At 64.4% G+C, this 16,325-nt stretch carries 12 protein-coding genes; 8 read left to right on the top strand and 4 right to left on the bottom strand.

Going from position 1 to position 16,325, the window contains the following annotated elements; genetic code table 11:
* Positions 1–82: 82 nt before the first annotated feature.
* Together AC5P60_RS16705 and greB are read left to right on the top strand one after the other, a co-directional pair.
* Positions 83–1,585 carry a helicase HerA-like domain-containing protein gene (locus AC5P60_RS16705; protein ID WP_495201782.1) on the top strand — a complete coding sequence of 501 codons (1,503 nt, stop codon included), beginning with the start codon at positions 83–85 and terminating at the stop codon, positions 1,583–1,585.
* A gap of 78 nt (positions 1,586–1,663) precedes the next feature.
* A complete protein-coding gene (gene greB, locus AC5P60_RS16700; RefSeq protein WP_012480898.1) occupies positions 1,664–2,170 on the top strand; it encodes a transcription elongation factor GreB in 507 nt (168 codons plus the stop codon).
* 157 nt (positions 2,171–2,327) lie between these two features.
* On the opposite strand, the gene AC5P60_RS16695 is transcribed toward greB, so the two are convergent.
* Both AC5P60_RS16695 and rimO read right to left on the bottom strand, forming a co-directional pair.
* Complete coding sequence (locus AC5P60_RS16695) at positions 2,328–3,164, bottom strand: DUF3025 domain-containing protein (protein WP_483693296.1); 837 nt, start codon at positions 3,162–3,164, stop codon at positions 2,328–2,330.
* Positions 3,161–4,522, bottom strand: a complete 1,362-nt coding sequence (rimO, locus tag AC5P60_RS16690) for a 30S ribosomal protein S12 methylthiotransferase RimO (RefSeq protein WP_033834538.1) — start codon at positions 4,520–4,522, stop codon at positions 3,161–3,163. The genes AC5P60_RS16695 and rimO overlap by 4 nt, the downstream gene beginning before the upstream one ends.
* Positions 4,523–4,726: 204 nt before the next feature.
* On the opposite strand from rimO, the gene AC5P60_RS16685 reads away from it, so the two are divergent.
* From AC5P60_RS16685 to AC5P60_RS16675, 3 genes are read left to right on the top strand one after another with little or no spacing between them, the layout of a single operon-like run.
* Positions 4,727–5,398 (top strand): dienelactone hydrolase family protein, encoded by a 672-nt coding sequence (locus tag AC5P60_RS16685; RefSeq protein WP_483693344.1) that lies wholly within the window; start codon positions 4,727–4,729, stop codon positions 5,396–5,398.
* Complete coding sequence (locus AC5P60_RS16680; RefSeq protein WP_005410497.1) at positions 5,395–5,817, top strand: HIT domain-containing protein; 423 nt, start codon at positions 5,395–5,397, stop codon at positions 5,815–5,817. The genes AC5P60_RS16685 and AC5P60_RS16680 overlap by 4 nt, the downstream gene beginning before the upstream one ends.
* A 15-nt stretch (positions 5,818–5,832) precedes the next feature.
* Positions 5,833–6,000, top strand: coding sequence for a LiaI-LiaF-like domain-containing protein (locus AC5P60_RS16675; RefSeq protein WP_005410498.1), 168 nt, complete (start codon positions 5,833–5,835; stop codon positions 5,998–6,000).
* Positions 6,001–6,106: 106 nt separating this feature from the next.
* On the opposite strand, the gene dcd is transcribed toward AC5P60_RS16675, so the two are convergent.
* A complete protein-coding gene (gene dcd, locus AC5P60_RS16670) occupies positions 6,107–6,679 on the bottom strand; it encodes a dCTP deaminase (RefSeq protein WP_010483020.1) in 573 nt (190 codons plus the stop codon).
* An 82-nt stretch (positions 6,680–6,761) separates the two neighbouring features.
* A complete protein-coding gene (gene apbC / locus AC5P60_RS16665; protein WP_033834539.1) occupies positions 6,762–7,616 on the bottom strand; it encodes an iron-sulfur cluster carrier protein ApbC in 855 nt (284 codons plus the stop codon).
* A 213-nt stretch (positions 7,617–7,829) separates the two neighbouring features.
* Here apbC and AC5P60_RS16660 point away from each other — a divergent pair, with 213 nt between their 5' ends.
* From AC5P60_RS16660 to AC5P60_RS16650, 3 genes are all read left to right on the top strand, one after another.
* On the top strand, positions 7,830–10,637 hold the full coding sequence (locus AC5P60_RS16660) for a TonB-dependent receptor plug domain-containing protein (protein ID WP_483693295.1): 2,808 nt from the start codon (positions 7,830–7,832) through the stop codon (positions 10,635–10,637).
* A gap of 361 nt (positions 10,638–10,998) precedes the next feature.
* Positions 10,999–13,821 carry a TonB-dependent receptor domain-containing protein gene (locus AC5P60_RS16655; RefSeq protein ID WP_005410502.1) on the top strand — a complete coding sequence of 941 codons (2,823 nt, stop codon included), beginning with the start codon at positions 10,999–11,001 and terminating at the stop codon, positions 13,819–13,821.
* A 296-nt stretch (positions 13,822–14,117) separates the two neighbouring features.
* Positions 14,118–16,220: a M13 family metallopeptidase gene (locus AC5P60_RS16650; RefSeq protein ID WP_043034822.1), complete on the top strand. Its 2,103-nt coding sequence runs from the start codon at positions 14,118–14,120 to the stop codon at positions 16,218–16,220.
* Positions 16,221–16,325 lie beyond the last annotated feature (105 nt).

The following is a 16,325-nucleotide window of genomic DNA, read 5'->3' as shown; positions in this document are numbered from 1 at the left end:
CGCCGCCAAGGTCCGGGCAAGCCGACCTTCGGACCGTCACCGCCGGCGGTTAACATTGGCTATTCACCACAAGGGCTGGACCATGGATCCGATTCTGCTCGGCAAAGGCATCACCGACGATGTGGCCGTCACCCTGCTGCCGAAACTCGGCAACCGCCACGGCCTGGTGGCCGGCGCCACCGGTACCGGCAAGACCGTGACCCTGATGACCCTGGCCGAGGGCTTCTCGCGGCTGGGCGTGCCGGTGTTCCTGGCCGATGTGAAGGGCGATGTGTCCGGCCTGGCGGTGCCCGGCACCGGCGCCGAGAACCTCCTCAAGCGCGCCGCCGAGATCGGCGTGGCCGACTACGCACCGGCCGCCAGCCCGACCATTTTCTGGGACCTGTACGGCAAGCTGGGTCACCCGGTGCGCACCACGGTCAGCGAGATGGGCCCGACCCTGCTGGCGCGCATCCTCGAGTTGAACGACACCCAGTCCGGCGTGCTCGACATCGTGTTCAAGCTGGCCGACGACCGTGGCCTGCTGCTGGACATGGACGACCTGCGCGCGCTGCTCGGCCTGGTGGCCGAGGAGCGCAAGGACATCTCCACCGAGTACGGCCTGGTCAGCGCGCAGTCCATCGCTGCGATCCAGCGGTCGGTGCTGCGCCTGGCGCAGGATGGCGGCGAGAACTTCTTCGGTGAGCCGGCCCTGGAACTGGCCGACATCATGCGGGTCAATCACGACGGCCGCGGCATGATCGGCATCCTTGCCGCCGACCAGCTGGTGCTCAAGCCGAAGCTGTATTCCACCTTCCTGTTGTGGCTGCTGTCGGAGCTGTTCGAGCAGCTGCCGGAGGTGGGCGACCTGGACAAGCCGAAGCTGGTCTTCATCTTCGACGAAGCGCACCTGCTGTTCGACGATGCACCGCCGTCGCTGGTGCAGCGCATCGAGCAGGTGGTGCGCCTGATCCGCTCCAAGGGCGTGGGCGTGTACTTCTGCTCGCAGTTCCCTGATGACGTGCCGGGCAACATCCTCGGCCAGCTCGGCAACCGCGTGCAGCATGCGCTGCGTGCATTCACCCCGCGCGACCAGAAGGCAGTGAAGACTGCTGCCGAGACCTTCGTGCCGAACCCGAAGCTGGACGTGGCCAAGGTGCTCAGCCAGCTCGGTACCGGCGAAGCGCTGGTGTCCACGCTGCAGGACAAGGGTGTGCCGATGCCGGTGCAGCAGACGATGATCGCGCCGCCGCGCTGCCGGATGGGGCCGATCACCGAGGCCGAGCGTGCCCAGGTGCGTGCCGGCAGCCCGGTCGGCAGCCGCTACGACACCGCGATCAACCGTGAATCGGCCGCCGAACTGCTGGCCCAGCGTGCGCAGAAGACTGTCGAACAGGCGCAGGCACCGGCCGCGCGTAGTCGCGAGCAGGACGAAGCGCAGGAAGGCGGTTTCGGCCAGGCGATCAAGGATGCGATCTTCGGCACCAAGCGCCGCCAGGGCATGATCGAGACCATGGCCAAGCAGACCACGCGCACCGTCGGCACCAAGCTGGGCAACCAGATCGTGCGTGGCATCCTGGGTGGCATCTTCGGCGGCAAGCGCTGATCTGCAACTACTGGGGTCGGATCCCTTTCCTGCAAAAGGATCCGACCCCATCGTTCCCCTGAAAAGAAGTCGCACCACATGTCGCGTTGGCGTCCCCCTGCAGAAAAGAGTACCGCCCTGATCACCGCCTCCGGCCACGCCCGGCTGAAGGCCGAACTGGATGACCTATGGCGTGTGCGCCGCCCGGAGGTGGTGAAGGCACTGGCCGCGGCCGCTGCGGAAGGCGACCGTTCGGAAAACGCCGAGTACACCTATCGCAAGAAGCAGCTGGGCGAGATCGACCGTCGTGTGCGCTACCTGACCAAGCGGTTGGAATCGCTACGCGTGGTCGATACCACGCCGACCGATCCGCTGGCGGTGTTCTTTGGCGCATGGGTGGAACTGGAGAACGTGGACAGCGGTGAGACCAGCCGCTATCGCATTGTCGGGCCGGATGAGACCGATGCTGGGCTGGGTTGGATCAGCATCGATTCCCCCCTGGCGCGTGCGCTGCTGAAGAAGCGGCTGGATGATGAATTTTCGGTGGAACTGCCCGGCGGCCAGTTCACCTTCGCGGTGATCAGCGTGGAATACGAACCGCTGTAGCGTCGACTGTCAGTCGACTACCGCGCCAAGCGCGGCACAAACCTCCGCAGCCGGACGGTGAACGCGCCGCGCTCCTCATCGCGGTTGATGACTCGCCGAAGCCATCTGTCGGGCGTTCACGGCCTCGGAACGAAGAGCAGTCGACTGACAGTCGACTCTACATAGTCCCGTGCAACGGCGGCGGGTACTGGCGGCCGGCCCGCAGCGGGCGGAAGTACGCGGCATCTGCATAGAAGGCGGCATCCTGTCCCTGGTGCCAGCCCGGGATTCCCGCCACCGGCAGCGGACGCAACTGCAGGGGATCGGTCACTGCCCTGCCCTCGGCGATGGCCGCGGTCACTGCGTCAACGCAGGCATCATCGACTTCGCCGTGCACCACCACGCACTTGCCGACCAGCAATCGCCCCGGCAGCAGTGCCTGCTCCATCAGCGCATGCCCGAACACCACAGCGATGGCGATGTCACCGCTCTGCCAGCATGACGGCTCGAACAATGCAGGCCAGTCATGCCGGTCCCACGCGCGCAGCACCGCCTCATCGCGCGCGCGCACGATGACGCCGGTTTCATCGAACTGGGTCAGCGCCGCCTGTGCGCGATTGCGCTGGCCGGGCGGCATGGCATCGATATGCCGGCATTGCTGCGCGTTCAATGCACGCTTCAGCTGCGGATGGGAGGCCCATACCAGCGCGTTGAACAGGTCGTGCCAGTTGCCGGCACGGGTGGCGATATGCCCCTGCGCGATGCGCGCTTCGTAATGCAGGCCGTCGGCCAGCAGCGCGGCGTCCTGTTCGACCAAGCGCTTGCCGGGCAGCGCGAGCCGCGCATCAAGTGCAGCGATGGACGGCCATGCCGCACCGTCCAGCAGATCACGGAAGTCCTGCAAGCCGGCAAACAGCGGGTGCGCGAACACCCGTGGATCGACCGCCGCACGCGGCGGCGGCATGAAGCGGCGGGCGCCGCTGCCGTCACCGGCGGCGGTCGTCGCTGCGGTCACAGCATCTTCAGGTCGAATGCCGGGCGGGTAGCGGTCGCCAGCGCGTCACCATACAGGTCGTGCTCGTCGCTCTCGGTGATTTCCACGTCGACGAACTCACCCACGCGCAGCGGCACCTGATCGGCGTTCTGGATGTGCACCAGACCGTCGATCTCAGGCGCATCGGCCCTGGAACGGGCCACCGCGATGTCACCTTCGATGGCATCGACCAGGCACTGCTGCACGGTACCGATCTTGGCTTCCAGGCGCGCGGCGGAAATCTGCGCCTGCTTCTCCATGAAACGGGCCAGGCGCTCCTGCTTCACTTCTTCCGGCACGGCATCGGGCAGGTCGTTGGCGGTGGCCCCCTCGACCGGCGAATAGGCGAACGCGCCGACACGGTCCAGCTGCGCTTCGTCCAGGAACGACAGCAGTTCTTCGAACTCGGCCTCGGTTTCGCCCGGGAAGCCGACAATGAAGGTCGAACGCACGGTGATGTCCGGGGCAATCCGGCGCCAGTTCTGCACGCGCTCCAGGGTCTTCTCGACCGCGCCGGGGCGCTTCATCAGGCGCAGGATGCGTGGGCTGGCGTGCTGGAACGGAATGTCCAGGTACGGCAGGATGCGGTTCTCGGCCATCAGCGGCACTACCTCGTCCACGTGCGGGTACGGGTAGACGTAATGCATGCGCACCCATGCATCGAGTTCGGACAGGCCTTCGCACAATGCCTTCAGTCGGGTCTGGTAGGCCTTGTTGCGCCACATCTTCTCGGCGTACTTCACGTCCACGCCGTAGGCCGAGGTGTCCTGCGACACCACCAGCAGCTCGCGCACACCGCCACGCACCAAGCGCTCGGCCTCACGCAGCACCTCGTCGACCGGGCGCGAGACCAGCTTGCCGCGCATGGACGGAATGATGCAGAAGCTGCACTTGTGGTTGCAGCCTTCGGAAATCTTCAAGTAGGCGTAGTGGCGGGGGGTCAACTTGATGCCGTAGTCGGGCACCAGGTCCACGAACGGATCGTGCTTGGGCGGCAGCGCTTCGTGCACCGCCTCCATCACGCTCTGGTAGTCCTGCGGACCGGACACCGCCAGCACGTTCGGGTACGCCTCGCGGATCTGCTCCGGGCGCTTGCCCAGGCAGCCGGTGACGATGACCTTGCCGTTCTGGTTCATCGCCTCGCCAATCGCGTCCAGCGACTCGGTCACCGCCGAATCGATGAAGCCGCAGGTGTTGACCACCACCACGTCGGCCGAATCGTAGGACGGGACGATGTCGTAGCCTTCCGAGCGGAGCTGGGTAAGGATGCGCTCGGAATCGACAAGGGCCTTCGGGCAGCCAAGGCTGACGAAGCCGACTTTGGGGTTCAGCTGGGACATGGAATCGCGGGACTCTGGGGGCCTGGGCCCCTGCCGGCATGGCAGGGGTTCCTGGGGGCCGGGGCCTGAAAGGGCGCCAGTATACCGGGGTTGGCGACCTCGCTCTGAACGGCCAGCCGCCCGATCGCGCACAGCCGCTGACACCGCGCTAACCGGCGCAGCACCGACAATGCAGTCCTGTCCCTGCAACGAGAGTAGATGACGATGGCCGAGTGGATCACCCTGGATACGCACCACGGCGCGGTACGGGCCTGGCAGGCACTCCCCGAGGGCACCGCGTGCGGCGGGCTGGTGGTGGTGCAGGAAATCTTCGGCGCCAACCCGCACATCCGCAGCGTGGCCGAGCGCTTCGCCGCCGAGGGCTATGCGGTGCTGGCACCGTCGTTCTTCGACCTGGTCGATGGACCCGAGGCCGATCCGGATGCCCTGCCCTACGACGCCGACGGCGTGAAGCAGGGGCTGGAACGGGTAGCCGCGCTGGGCATGGAACGGGCGCTGGAAGTGGTCCGCGCGGCAGCCACCCGGCTGGCCCCCTACGGCAAGGTCGGCACCGTCGGCTACTGCTGGGGCGGTACGGTGGCGATGCTGTCCGCAGTGCGCCTGGGCCTGCCTTCTGTCAGCTACTACGGTGCGCGCAACGTCCAGTTCCTCGATGAGACGCCGAAGGCGCCGGTGATCTTCCACTTCGGCGCCCAGGACAGGAGCATCCCGCCGGAGGCCGTCCAGGCCCACCGCGAAAAGCTGCCGCAGATGGCCACCTTCGTCTATCCGGCCGACCACGCCTTCAACCGGGAGGTCGGACATGCGTATGATCCAGACAGCGCCGCCCTGGCGCTGCAACGCACCCTGGACTTCTTCTCGGAGCATCTTGGATGAGCGAATTCGAACTCGATTCACGCCTGGCCACCGATAGCGTGCTGGTGGCCGAAGGACCGTTGTCGCAAGTGCGGCTGATGAACGACGAACGATTCCCGTGGCTGGTACTGGTACCGCGCCTGGCCGGGGTCACCGAGTGGATCGAGCTGGACGGCGAGCAGCAGGACAAGCTGCGCACCGAGCTCAATCGCGCCTGCAAGGCCCTGAAGGGCGCCGACGGGGTGGAGAAGATCAACATCGGCGCGTTGGGCAACATCGTGCGCCAGCTGCACTTCCACGTGATCGGCCGCCATGACGGTGATCCGGCCTGGCCGGGCCCGGTCTGGGGCAGCGGTCCTGCGCACCGCTACGAAGCGGCCGCACTGGACCAGCATGTCGCCTACTGGAAGGAACGGCTAGGATATCCGGCCCACACCTGAGCCTTCGCCGACCCGATGCGATTCAACCTCGTTGCCGCCATCCTGCTGATCCTGATCGGCCTGTTCATGCTCGCCAGCAACCTCGGCTGGACGCACCTGAACCTGTCCAAGCTGCTGCTGACCTGGTGGCCGGTGGCGCTGGTGGGTGTCGGGATCGCGATGCTGTTCGGGCGCGGAAAATAACGAAGGCGGCGCATTGCGCCGCCCTCGTTCATGCAGAGCCGAGCCATGCTCGGCTGCCCCGCCTTGAAGCCGAGCATGGCTCGGCTCCACAAACCGCCTGCAATCTTCAGGTCCGCGGCAGGGTCACACCGGTCTGGCCCTGGTACTTGCCGCCACGATCGCGGTACGACGTCTCGCAGATGTCATCGGCCGCGGCCTGGAAGAACAGCATCTGTGCAACGCCTTCGTTGGCGTAGATGCGCGCCGGCAGCGGCGTGGTGTTGCTGAACTCCAGGGTGACGTGGCCTTCCCATTCCGGCTCAAGCGGCGTCACGTTGACGATGATGCCGCAGCGCGCGTAGGTGCTCTTGCCCAGGCACACCACCAGGGTGTCGCGGGGGATGCGGAAGTACTCCACGGTGCGCGCCAACGCGAAGCTGTTCGGCGGGATGATGCATTCATCGCCGACGATATCCACGAAGCTGCCCGGGTCGAAATGCTTGGGATCGACGATGGTCGAGTTGATGTTGGTGAACACCTTGAACTCGCGCGAGCAGCGCACGTCGTAGCCGTAGCTGGAGGTGCCGTAGCTGACGATGCGCTCGCCGTTGGCCTGCTTGACCTGCCCTGCCTCGAACGGCTCGATCATGCCGTGCTGCTCGGACATGCGGCGGATCCAACGGTCACTCTTGATGCTCATGCTTTGTCCTGGGGGTACGAGGGGGCGCGAGGATTCTAGCAGGGGGCCGGGCGTCGCCGGCGCCCCTCCCCCCGCCGAGGTGCTACAGCAGCGACGACAGGATCGGGATCGACGCCCGCGGGCGCTTGCCCACTTCCTCGATCAGGCGCTGCGCGGCATGGCGGTAGGCCTGGGCCGGGACCGAATCCGGCTGGGCCACGGTGATCGGGGTACCGGCATCGCCCTGCTCGCGGATGCCGATCTGCAGCGGCAGCGAACCGAGCAACGGCACGCCGTACTGCGCGGCCATGCGCTCGCCACCGCCCTCGCCGAACAGATGCTCGACATGCCCGCAGTTGCTGCAGGTATGCACCGCCATGTTCTCGACGATGCCCAGTACCGGCACCTCGACCTTCTCGAACATCTTCAGCGCCTTCTTCGCATCCAACGTGGCGATGTCCTGCGGCGTGGTGACGATCACTGCACCGGCCAGCGGAATCTTCTGGGTCAGGGTCAGCTGGATGTCGCCGGTGCCCGGCGGCAGGTCGATCAGCAGAAAATCCAGGTCATCCCACAGCGTGTCGTTGAACAGCTGGGTCATTGCCGAGGTGGCCATCGGACCGCGCCAGATCATCGGCGTGTCCTCTTCGATCAGGTAGCCGATCGACATGGTGTCCACGCCGAACGCGCGAAGCGGTTCGATGCTCTTGTTGTCGGGGCTTTCCGGCCGCCCGGACAAGCCCAGCATGGCGGGCACGCTGGGGCCGTAGATGTCCGCGTCCAGCACGCCAACACGTGCGCCCAGCTGCTGCAGCGCGACGGCCAGATTGACCGCGGTGGTCGACTTGCCCACGCCGCCCTTGCCGGAGCCGACCGCGATGACATTGCGGATGCGGGCATGTGGCGTCAGTCCCTTCTGGACCTGGCTGGCATGGGGGCGGCGGGGGGAACTGTTCACAACGGGCACCAGCTGTATCAGGGGGAATAACCCAACATCATACAAGCTGGACGTAGCCTGACTGAAATTCAGGATTGCTACAGATTCGTGCACAGATTGTTAAGTTCATGTTACGTTCCTGAAGCACTGTTTTGGGCTGCGGAGCTGGTTTCCAGCGCGCACGATGGCGCATGCGCAGTGCCGATTTTTGTTTTTGCTCTCTATTGGAACTACATGAAATACGCAAGCAACACCGCACGTCGCAACACGCTCGCCGTCGCCCTGATTTCCGCCCTGATGGCCGCCGCCCCGGCAATGGCCCAGGACAAGGCGACCAACCTGGACAAGATCACCGTCACCGGTTCGCTGATCCCGCAGACCCAGGTTGAAACCCAGACCCCGGTGATGTCCATCACCGCCGAAGACATCCAGACCCGCGGCTTCAGCAGCGTTGCTGAAGTGCTGCAGCAGTCCTCGCTGACCACCGGCGGCCTGCAGGGTGGCCAGACCTCGGGTTCGTTCACCCAGGGCGCTGAAGCAGCCGGCATGTTCGGCCTGAACCCGGGTTACACCAAGTACCTGATCAACGGCCGCCCGATGCTCTCGTATCCGGCGCTGTACAACGGTAGCGACACCTTCAACAACATCAGCGGCATTCCGATCGACATCGTCGAGCGCATCGAAGTCCTGCCGGGCGGCCAGTCCTCGCTGTACGGCTCGGACGCGATCGCCGGCGTGGTCAACATCATCCTGAAGGAACGCATGGACGGCGGTACGATGACCGTCCGTGGCGGCACCTACACCGAAGGCGGCGGCAGCAATATCCGCTTCAGCGCAGCCAAGGGCTTCAACGCGTTCGACGACCGCTTCCACGCGCTGGTCAACGTGCAGATCGAGAACGGCAGCCCGATCTGGGGCTACCAGCGTGACATCACCAAGCAGAACAACCCGGTCGGCTACACGGCGCAGGTGCCGTCGAACGACTTCGCCGTCATCACCAATGCAGACAACAAGCTGCTGATGATGGACCCGAGCCGCTGCGCCAACGTGGCAGGCCTGTACGACGGCACCACCGTCGTCGGCAAGCGCGCGTCGGGCGAGTCCTGCGGTTCGGTGTACAGCGCCGGCTACAAGACCCTGAAGAACGGCAAGAACAGCGGCCAGTTCTACTCGTCGATGACCTTCGACGTGAACGACAACTTCCAGCTGTTCGCCGACGTGCTGTACAGCAAGGAAAAGACCGAGTTCACCTCCGGCTCCAGCGCCCTGTGGTGGGGCACGAAGTCGGTCATGGGTGGCTTCTACGACCAGGGCGCAGGCAAGGTCGTGAACCTGCAGCGCGCCTTCGCGCCGGAGGAGATCGGCGAGGGCGACTACAACAACATCCTGAACTCCGATGAGAGCCGCGCCTACCAGGTCAGCCTGGGCGGCAAGGGCATGGTCGGCGACTGGGATTACAGCGCCAGCTTCACCCGTGGCGAGTACCGCCTGGACCAGAACCGCTTCGTGCGCTGGAAGGACAAGATCGAGGACTTCTTCGGCCAGACCGTGCTGGGCCCGCGCCTGGGCACCTACACCGACCCGAAGGACCCGACCGCCACGTTCGGCATCTACAACCCGAACTACGCTGCCTTCTACTCGCCGATCACCCCGGACCAGTTCGCCAGCTTCACCGGCTACGGCACCCATCGCAGCAAGACCTGGCAGAACCTGGGTCGCGTGCAGGTGACCAACGGCTCGCTGTTCAGCCTGCCGGGCGGTGACGCCGGCCTGGCCGTCGTGCTGGAAGGTGGCAGCGAAGGTTGGGACTACTCGCCGGACCAGGCCTTCGTCGACGGCAACGTGTGGGGCACCACCGCCGTCGCGGGCGCCGGCCACCGCAGCAACTACGCGGTCACCAGCGAACTGCGCATGCCGCTGCTGGAGAAGCTGACCGTCAGCGCCTCGGGCCGTTATGACGCTTTCAAGATCGCCGACAAGACCGTCGACAAGGCCACTTACAGCATCGGCCTGGAATTCCGTCCGATCGAGAGCCTGCTGCTGCGCGGCAAGTACGGCACCGCCTTCCGTGCACCGACCCTGTCCGATGCCTTCCAGGGCATGAGCGGCTCGTACTCGTCCGGCCAGAATGACTACTACCGCTGCAGCCAGCTGGGCTACGGCCTGCGTGACGAGGCCTGCTCGTTCTACAAGAACACTTCGGTGTACAGCGAAAAGTCCGGCAACCCGGACCTGAAGCCGATCACCGCCGACGTGTGGAGCGCAGGCGTGGTGTGGGCCCCGGTGAGCAACTTCTCGCTGTCGGCCGACTACTACAACTGGAAGATCAAGAACGAGGTCAAGACCCTCAGCACCGACCAGCTGCTGCTGGCCGAGTACCAGTGCCACAACGGCCTGCCGAACAACACCTCGGCCAGCTGCCAGAACGTCACCGACTGGGTGTCGCGCGATGCCGGCGGCAACCTGACCCGGGTGTACACGCCGAAGCTCAACGTCGCCAGCCAGAACCTGGAAGCGGTGACGGTGGCGGCCAAGTACCAGCAGGATATCGGCCGCTTCGGCTCGCTGATGTTCTCCGGCAACTACACGAACATGCTGAAGCGTGAAGTGCAGCCGATGCCGGGCGCCGCCAAGCTCGACCTGCTGAGCGATCCGTACAACATGTGGTACTACGACAACTTCGCCAAGGTCCGTGGCGATCTGTCGGTGGCCTGGAACATCGCCAAGTTCACCACCACCGTGTACGCCAACTACGTCGGCAGCACCCCGAACTACCTGGCCTACACCGGCCGCAGCTACGGCTATGTCCACTCTTCCGGCGCCAAGGCCGGCAAGTGGGGTTCGTACACCACGTACAACCTGAGCATGAACTACCAGGCACAGGACGATCTGGTCCTGTCGCTGATGGTCAACAACGTGTTCAACAAGCTGCCGGAAGGCCAGCGCTACAACTACCCGGGCAACGAATCGACCCCGTTCAATGACGGCTTCTACAGCGTCTACGGCCGCCAGATCTCGGCCCAGGTCAAGTACAACTTCTGATCCCGTCGTTTTCCGGACTTCGTGTCTGGACCAGGCCCCGCTTCGGCGGGGCCTTTTTTTTCCTTCTATGCGGCATGGGGAAAGCCCGCGACGTATCGATTGTTAATATCAGTTGAATTTATCAAATATTCATTTTCCCTGCTTTCCGATAATCCGGAAAACGGCAGAAATGCCTGTGGAGAAGGGGCTTTTCACGAAGCGCGCAACCGTCCGTCACCGACCGTTACAGAACTGCGCAAGGCACGTTAAGCGTGTGTTACGTTGACGCTACGCCGCTAAACCGCATAGGCAAAGCAGCTGAACAGAATCGAAATCCCAGGAAAGGGATACACGCGTCATCACGATCACACGGAGTAATCGCATGTCTCGTCGTCGCTTCGCATTCTCGCACCACCCGCTCACCCACGCCGTCGCCTGCGGCTTGTTGCTGGCCGGCAGCAGCGCCACCGTACTCGCCCAGGACAGCAGCAAGGCCGCGACCAACCTCGACCGGGTCACGGTCACCGGCTCGCTGATCCCGCAGACGCAGATCGAAAACCAGACGCCGGTGCTGACCATCAGCGCCGAGGCGATTCAGGCGCGCGGTTTCTCCAGCGTTGCCGAAGTGTTGCAGCAGTCCTCGTTGACCACCGGCGGCCTGCAAGGCGGCCAGACCTCGGCATCCTTCACCCAGGGTGCTGAAGCGGCTGGCATGTTCGGCTTGAACCCGGGCTACACCAAGTACCTGATCAACGGCCGCCCGATGCTCTCGTATCCGGCGCTGTACAACGGCAGCGACGCGTTCAACAACATCAGCGGCATCCCCATCGACATCGTCGACCGCATCGAGGTGCTGCCCGGTGGCCAGTCATCCCTGTACGGTTCGGACGCGATCGCCGGCGTGGTCAACATCATCCTCAAGGAACGCATGGACGGCGGCACGCTGAACGTGCGCGGCGGCGCCTATTCCGATGGCGGTGGCGCCAGCTTCCGCGTGAGCGGCGCCAATGGCTTCAACAGCAAGGACGATCGCTTCCGCGCCCTGGTCAATGTGCAGTATGAAAAGACCAACCCGATCTGGGGTTACCAGCGCGACATCACCAAGCAGAACAATCCGCATGGCTACACGCGCCAGCTGCCCTCGAACGACTTCCTGGTCTTCGACGCGGATACCAATGATTTCCTGATGATGGATCCGAACAACTGCGCCGGCGTTTCCGGCCAGTTCGGCGGCACCACCATCCTCGGTACGCGCCGCGCTGGACAATCCTGCGGCTCCGCGTTCGGTGCGGGTTACAAGACGATCAAGAACAGCAAGGAAAGCAGCCAGTTCTATTCGTCGCTGACCTACGATGTGAATGACAACCTGCAGCTGTTCGGCGATGTCCTCTACAGCTACGAAACCGTCAAGTACAACACCGGTGCCGGCTACAACTACTGGGGCACGGACATCAGCATGGGTCCGTTCTTCGATCAGTCCAGTGGTCGCTATCTGGGGCTGCAACGCGTGTTCGCACCCGAAGACATCGGCGGCATTGGCTACCGCGACATCATGAATACCGACCGCAGCAAGTCCTATCAGGTCACGCTCGGTGCACGCGGCGCGATCGGCAGCAACTGGGACTACGAGGCCAGCGTCACCCGCGGCGAGTACAAGCTCAACGAGCGTGGCTATGCACGCTGGAACGACCCGATCAACAACTGGTTTGCCGACAACGTGCTGGGACCGGTGCTGGGCCAGACCGACGACGGCTACAACATCTACAACCCGAACTGGGGCGCTTTCTATTCCCAGCTGCCGCAAGGGGCCTTCCAGAGCTTCACCGGCTTCACCACCAGCCGCAGCCGCACCTGGCAGACCCAGACCCGCGCGCAGATCACCAACAGCTCGCTGTTCAAGCTGCCCGGTGGCGACGCTGGCTTTGCCGCCGTGGTTGAAGGCGGCAGCGAAGGGTGGAACTACACGCCGGACGTGCGCCTGACCGACGGCACAGTGTTCGGTACCACCTCGGTGGCGGGCAACGGCCATCGCAGCAACTACGCTGTCACCAGCGAACTGCGTCTGCCGTTGCATGACATGCTGACGGTCACCGCTTCCGGCCGCTACGACAACTTCAAGATCGCCGGCCATACCGTAGACAAGCCCACCTACAGCATCGGCCTCGAGTTCCGCCCCTTCGAAAGCCTGCTGGTCCGCGGCAAGTACGGCACCGCGTTCCGCGCCCCGTCCCTGCCCGATGCCTTCCAGGGCAAGAGCGGCTACTACGCCAATGGGTCCAAGGATTACTACCGCTGTGGCCAGCTCGGGTTCGATCCGTCCAACACGGTCGACTGCCGCTACGGCAGCGTGTCGGTGTTCGGCACCCAGTCGGGCAATCCGGAGCTGAAGCCGATTACCGCCGATGTGTGGAACGCGGGCCTGGTGTGGGCGCCGATCAACAACCTGTCGGTGTCCCTGGACTACTACAACTGGAAGATCAAGAACGAGGTCAACACCCTCAGCTCCGACCAGTTGCTGCTGGCCGAGTACTACTGCCGCAACGGCCTGACCAACACCGCCGGCGCCACCTGCGAGGAAGTGGCCAACTGGGTCACCCGTGATGCCACCGGCGCGCTGGAGGAGATCTACACGCCGAAGCTGAACGTGGCACGGCAGAACCTCGAGGCGGTCACTGCCAGCTTCAAGTACGTACAGGACATCGGTCGCTTCGGTTCGCTGCAGTTCTCCAGCAACTACACCAACATGCTCAAGCGTGAACTGCAGCCGCAGCTCAACGACCCGTTCCTGGATCTGCTGGGCAACCCGTACGCAATGTGGGTGTACGACTCCTATGCCAAGGTTCGGGCTGACGGCTCGATCGGCTGGGCGATCGACAAGTTCACCACCACGCTGTACTTCAATTACATCGGCCGCACGCCGAACTACCTGTCCTACCTGGGCCGTGGCTATGACTATGTCGATCCGACGTCCGGCTACAAGGCTGGCAAGTGGGGCTCTTACACGACGTACAACCTGAGCGTGAACTACCGCGCGATGGACAACCTGACGTTCTCGCTGATGGTCAACAACCTGTTCAACAAGGTGCCGGACAACCAGCAGCACTCCTACGCGGGCAACATCGACGTGCCGTACAACAACTCGCTCTACAACGCCTACGGGCGCGCTATCTACGTCCAGGCCCAGTACGACTTCGGCAGGAAGTAAGCACAGCCGCAGGATGGTGGGAGCCTCTCATCGAGGGGCCTCCCTGCGGAAACCGGATGCTTGCCCGCAAGGGCATCGGTGCTGCTCATCGCGCCCGGAGCGTTACCCTGAACAGCGCCTCCCATGACTGAGGCCGCCCTGAGACCCGATGTCCCGCATCGGGTCTTTTCCGTTTCTGGCCCTTGCGCCCGCCCATGACCTTCGACACCCTTGCAGGCCAGGCCGGCGGCGTATCGTTCGGCCCACGGCCGTCCCCGCGGCCCTTCCCTGACTCACTCGGCCTGGAGGCCATCAAAGTGACCCGTACTCCCAAGATCGTGCTGCTGACCCTGGCCGTTTCGGCCGCGCTGGTTGGCTGCGGCAAGAACGAAACCCCGGCCAAGGATGCCACCGCCTCCACGCCGGCTGCCGCCGAAGCCACAAACTACACGCTGGACGAGAGCAAGCTGCCGGCCTACAACGCCTTCCAGCCCAGCGACCTCGATACCAGCAAGGACGCCTGTGGCGCCTTCGGCGACTACGTCAACAGCAAGTGGCTGGCCGCCAATGAAATCCCGGGCGACCGCACCAGCTGGGGCGCCTTCACCATCCTCGACGAGCGTTCGGTGGCCGTGCAGCACCAGCTGGCCGAACAGGTCGCGCAGGTGAAGACCCCGAACCACATCGAGAAGATCGTCGGTGACCTGTGGGCCACCGGCATGGACGAGGCCAAGATCAACGCCCAGGGCATCGAGCCGCTGAAGGCCGACCTGACCGCGATCGATGGCCTGCAGGACAAGGCGGCCATCGCCAACTACCTGCGCACCAGCGCCGCCAAGGGTGACAACGTCCTGTTCGGCTTCGGCGCCGAAGCCGACTTCAAGAACTCGGCCGTGAACATGGCCTACGCCAGCCAGGGCGGCCTGGGCCTGCCGGACAGCACCTACTACACCGATGCCAAGAACGCCGACAAGCTGAAGGCCTACCAGGCGCACGTCGCCAAGGTGCTGGAGCTGTCCGGCGTCGCCGCTGCCGACGCTGCCAAGCAGGCCGAGGACGTGGTCAAGTTCGAGACCCGCCTGGCCAAGGCGTCCAAGTCGCGTGTCGAACTTTCGCGCAACGTCGAGCTGTACTACAACCCGGTCACCGTGGCCGACGCGGACAAGCTGACCCCGAACTTCAGCTGGACCGAGTTCTTCAAGTCGCAGGGCGTGGCCGCACCGGAGAAGTTCTCGCTGGCCATGCCGGCCTTCCATGAGGAAGTGAGCAAGGCGCTGGGCGACACCGATCCGTCGGTGTGGCGTGCCTACCTGCGCTTCCACACCGTGGACAGCGCCTCGCCGTACCTGGCCGATGCCTTCGTGCAGGAGAACTACGAGTTCTACGGCAAAACCCTCAACGGCCAGAAGGAGCAGAAGCCGCGCTGGAAGCGTGTGCTGGGCACCATCGAGAATGACGCCGGTGAAGCCTTTGGCCAGCTGTACGTGAAGGTGGCCTTCTCGCCGGAAGCCAAGGCGAAGATGGAAGAACTGGTGAAGAACCTGGCCGCCTCGCTGAAGGACCGCATCCAGGGCCTGAGCTGGATGAGCGATGAAACCAAGGCCAAGGCCATCGCCAAGTGGGAAACCTTCACCCCGAAGATCGGCTACCCGGACAAGTGGCGTGACTGGTCGGGCCTGCAGACCCAGCGCGACAGCTTCCTGGGCAACGTGCGCGCGGCCAACGAGTTCAACTACAAGTTCAACCTGTCCAAGATCGGCAAGCCGGTGGACAAGACCGAGTGGGGCATGACCCCGCAGACGGTCAACGCCTACTACAACCCGCTGCAGAACGAGATCGTGTTCCCGGCCGCCATCCTGCAGCCGCCGTTCTTCGATCCGAAGGCCGACGACGCACTGAACTACGGCGGCATCGGCGCGGTGATCGGCCACGAAATGACCCACGGTTACGACGACCAGGGCGCACGTTTCGGGCCGACCGGCAACATGGAAGACTGGTGGACCGCCGCTGACAAGAAGAACTTCGAAGGCCTGACCGGCAAGCTGGTCAAGCAGTTCGACCAGTACAAGGTCGACGGCCAGGCGGTGAACGGCCACCTGACCCTGGGTGAGAACATCGCCGACCTGGGCGGCCTGGCTACCGCCTACGATGCCCTGCAGAAGGCCAGCGCCGGCAAGGAAGACCCGAAGGTGGACGGCTTCACCCGCGACCAGCGCTTCTTCTTCAACTGGGCCACCGTGTGGCGCACCAAGTACACCCCGGAGAACGCCAAGGTCCGCCTGGCGACCGACCCGCACGCCCCGGCGCAGTTCCGCGCCATGGGTGCGCCGTCGAACCTGCCGACCTTCGCCGCCGCGTTCCAGTGCAAGGCCGGTTCGCCGATGGCCCGCAGCGGCGACCAGCAGGTGGTGATCTGGTAAGCCGTGAAGAGCGATCAGAACGTCCACTCAACCTGAATAAAATGTGAGTTTTTGGCGCCATCCGGCGATGTCGGAAGGCTCTTGAAGGCCCGGACCTGGTTCCGG

This window comes from Stenotrophomonas sp. YJH_SMC_120 (genome assembly GCF_059368675.1).
Note: the sequence above shows the minus strand (reverse complement) of the source record. Positions and strands in the feature narration are given on the sequence as shown.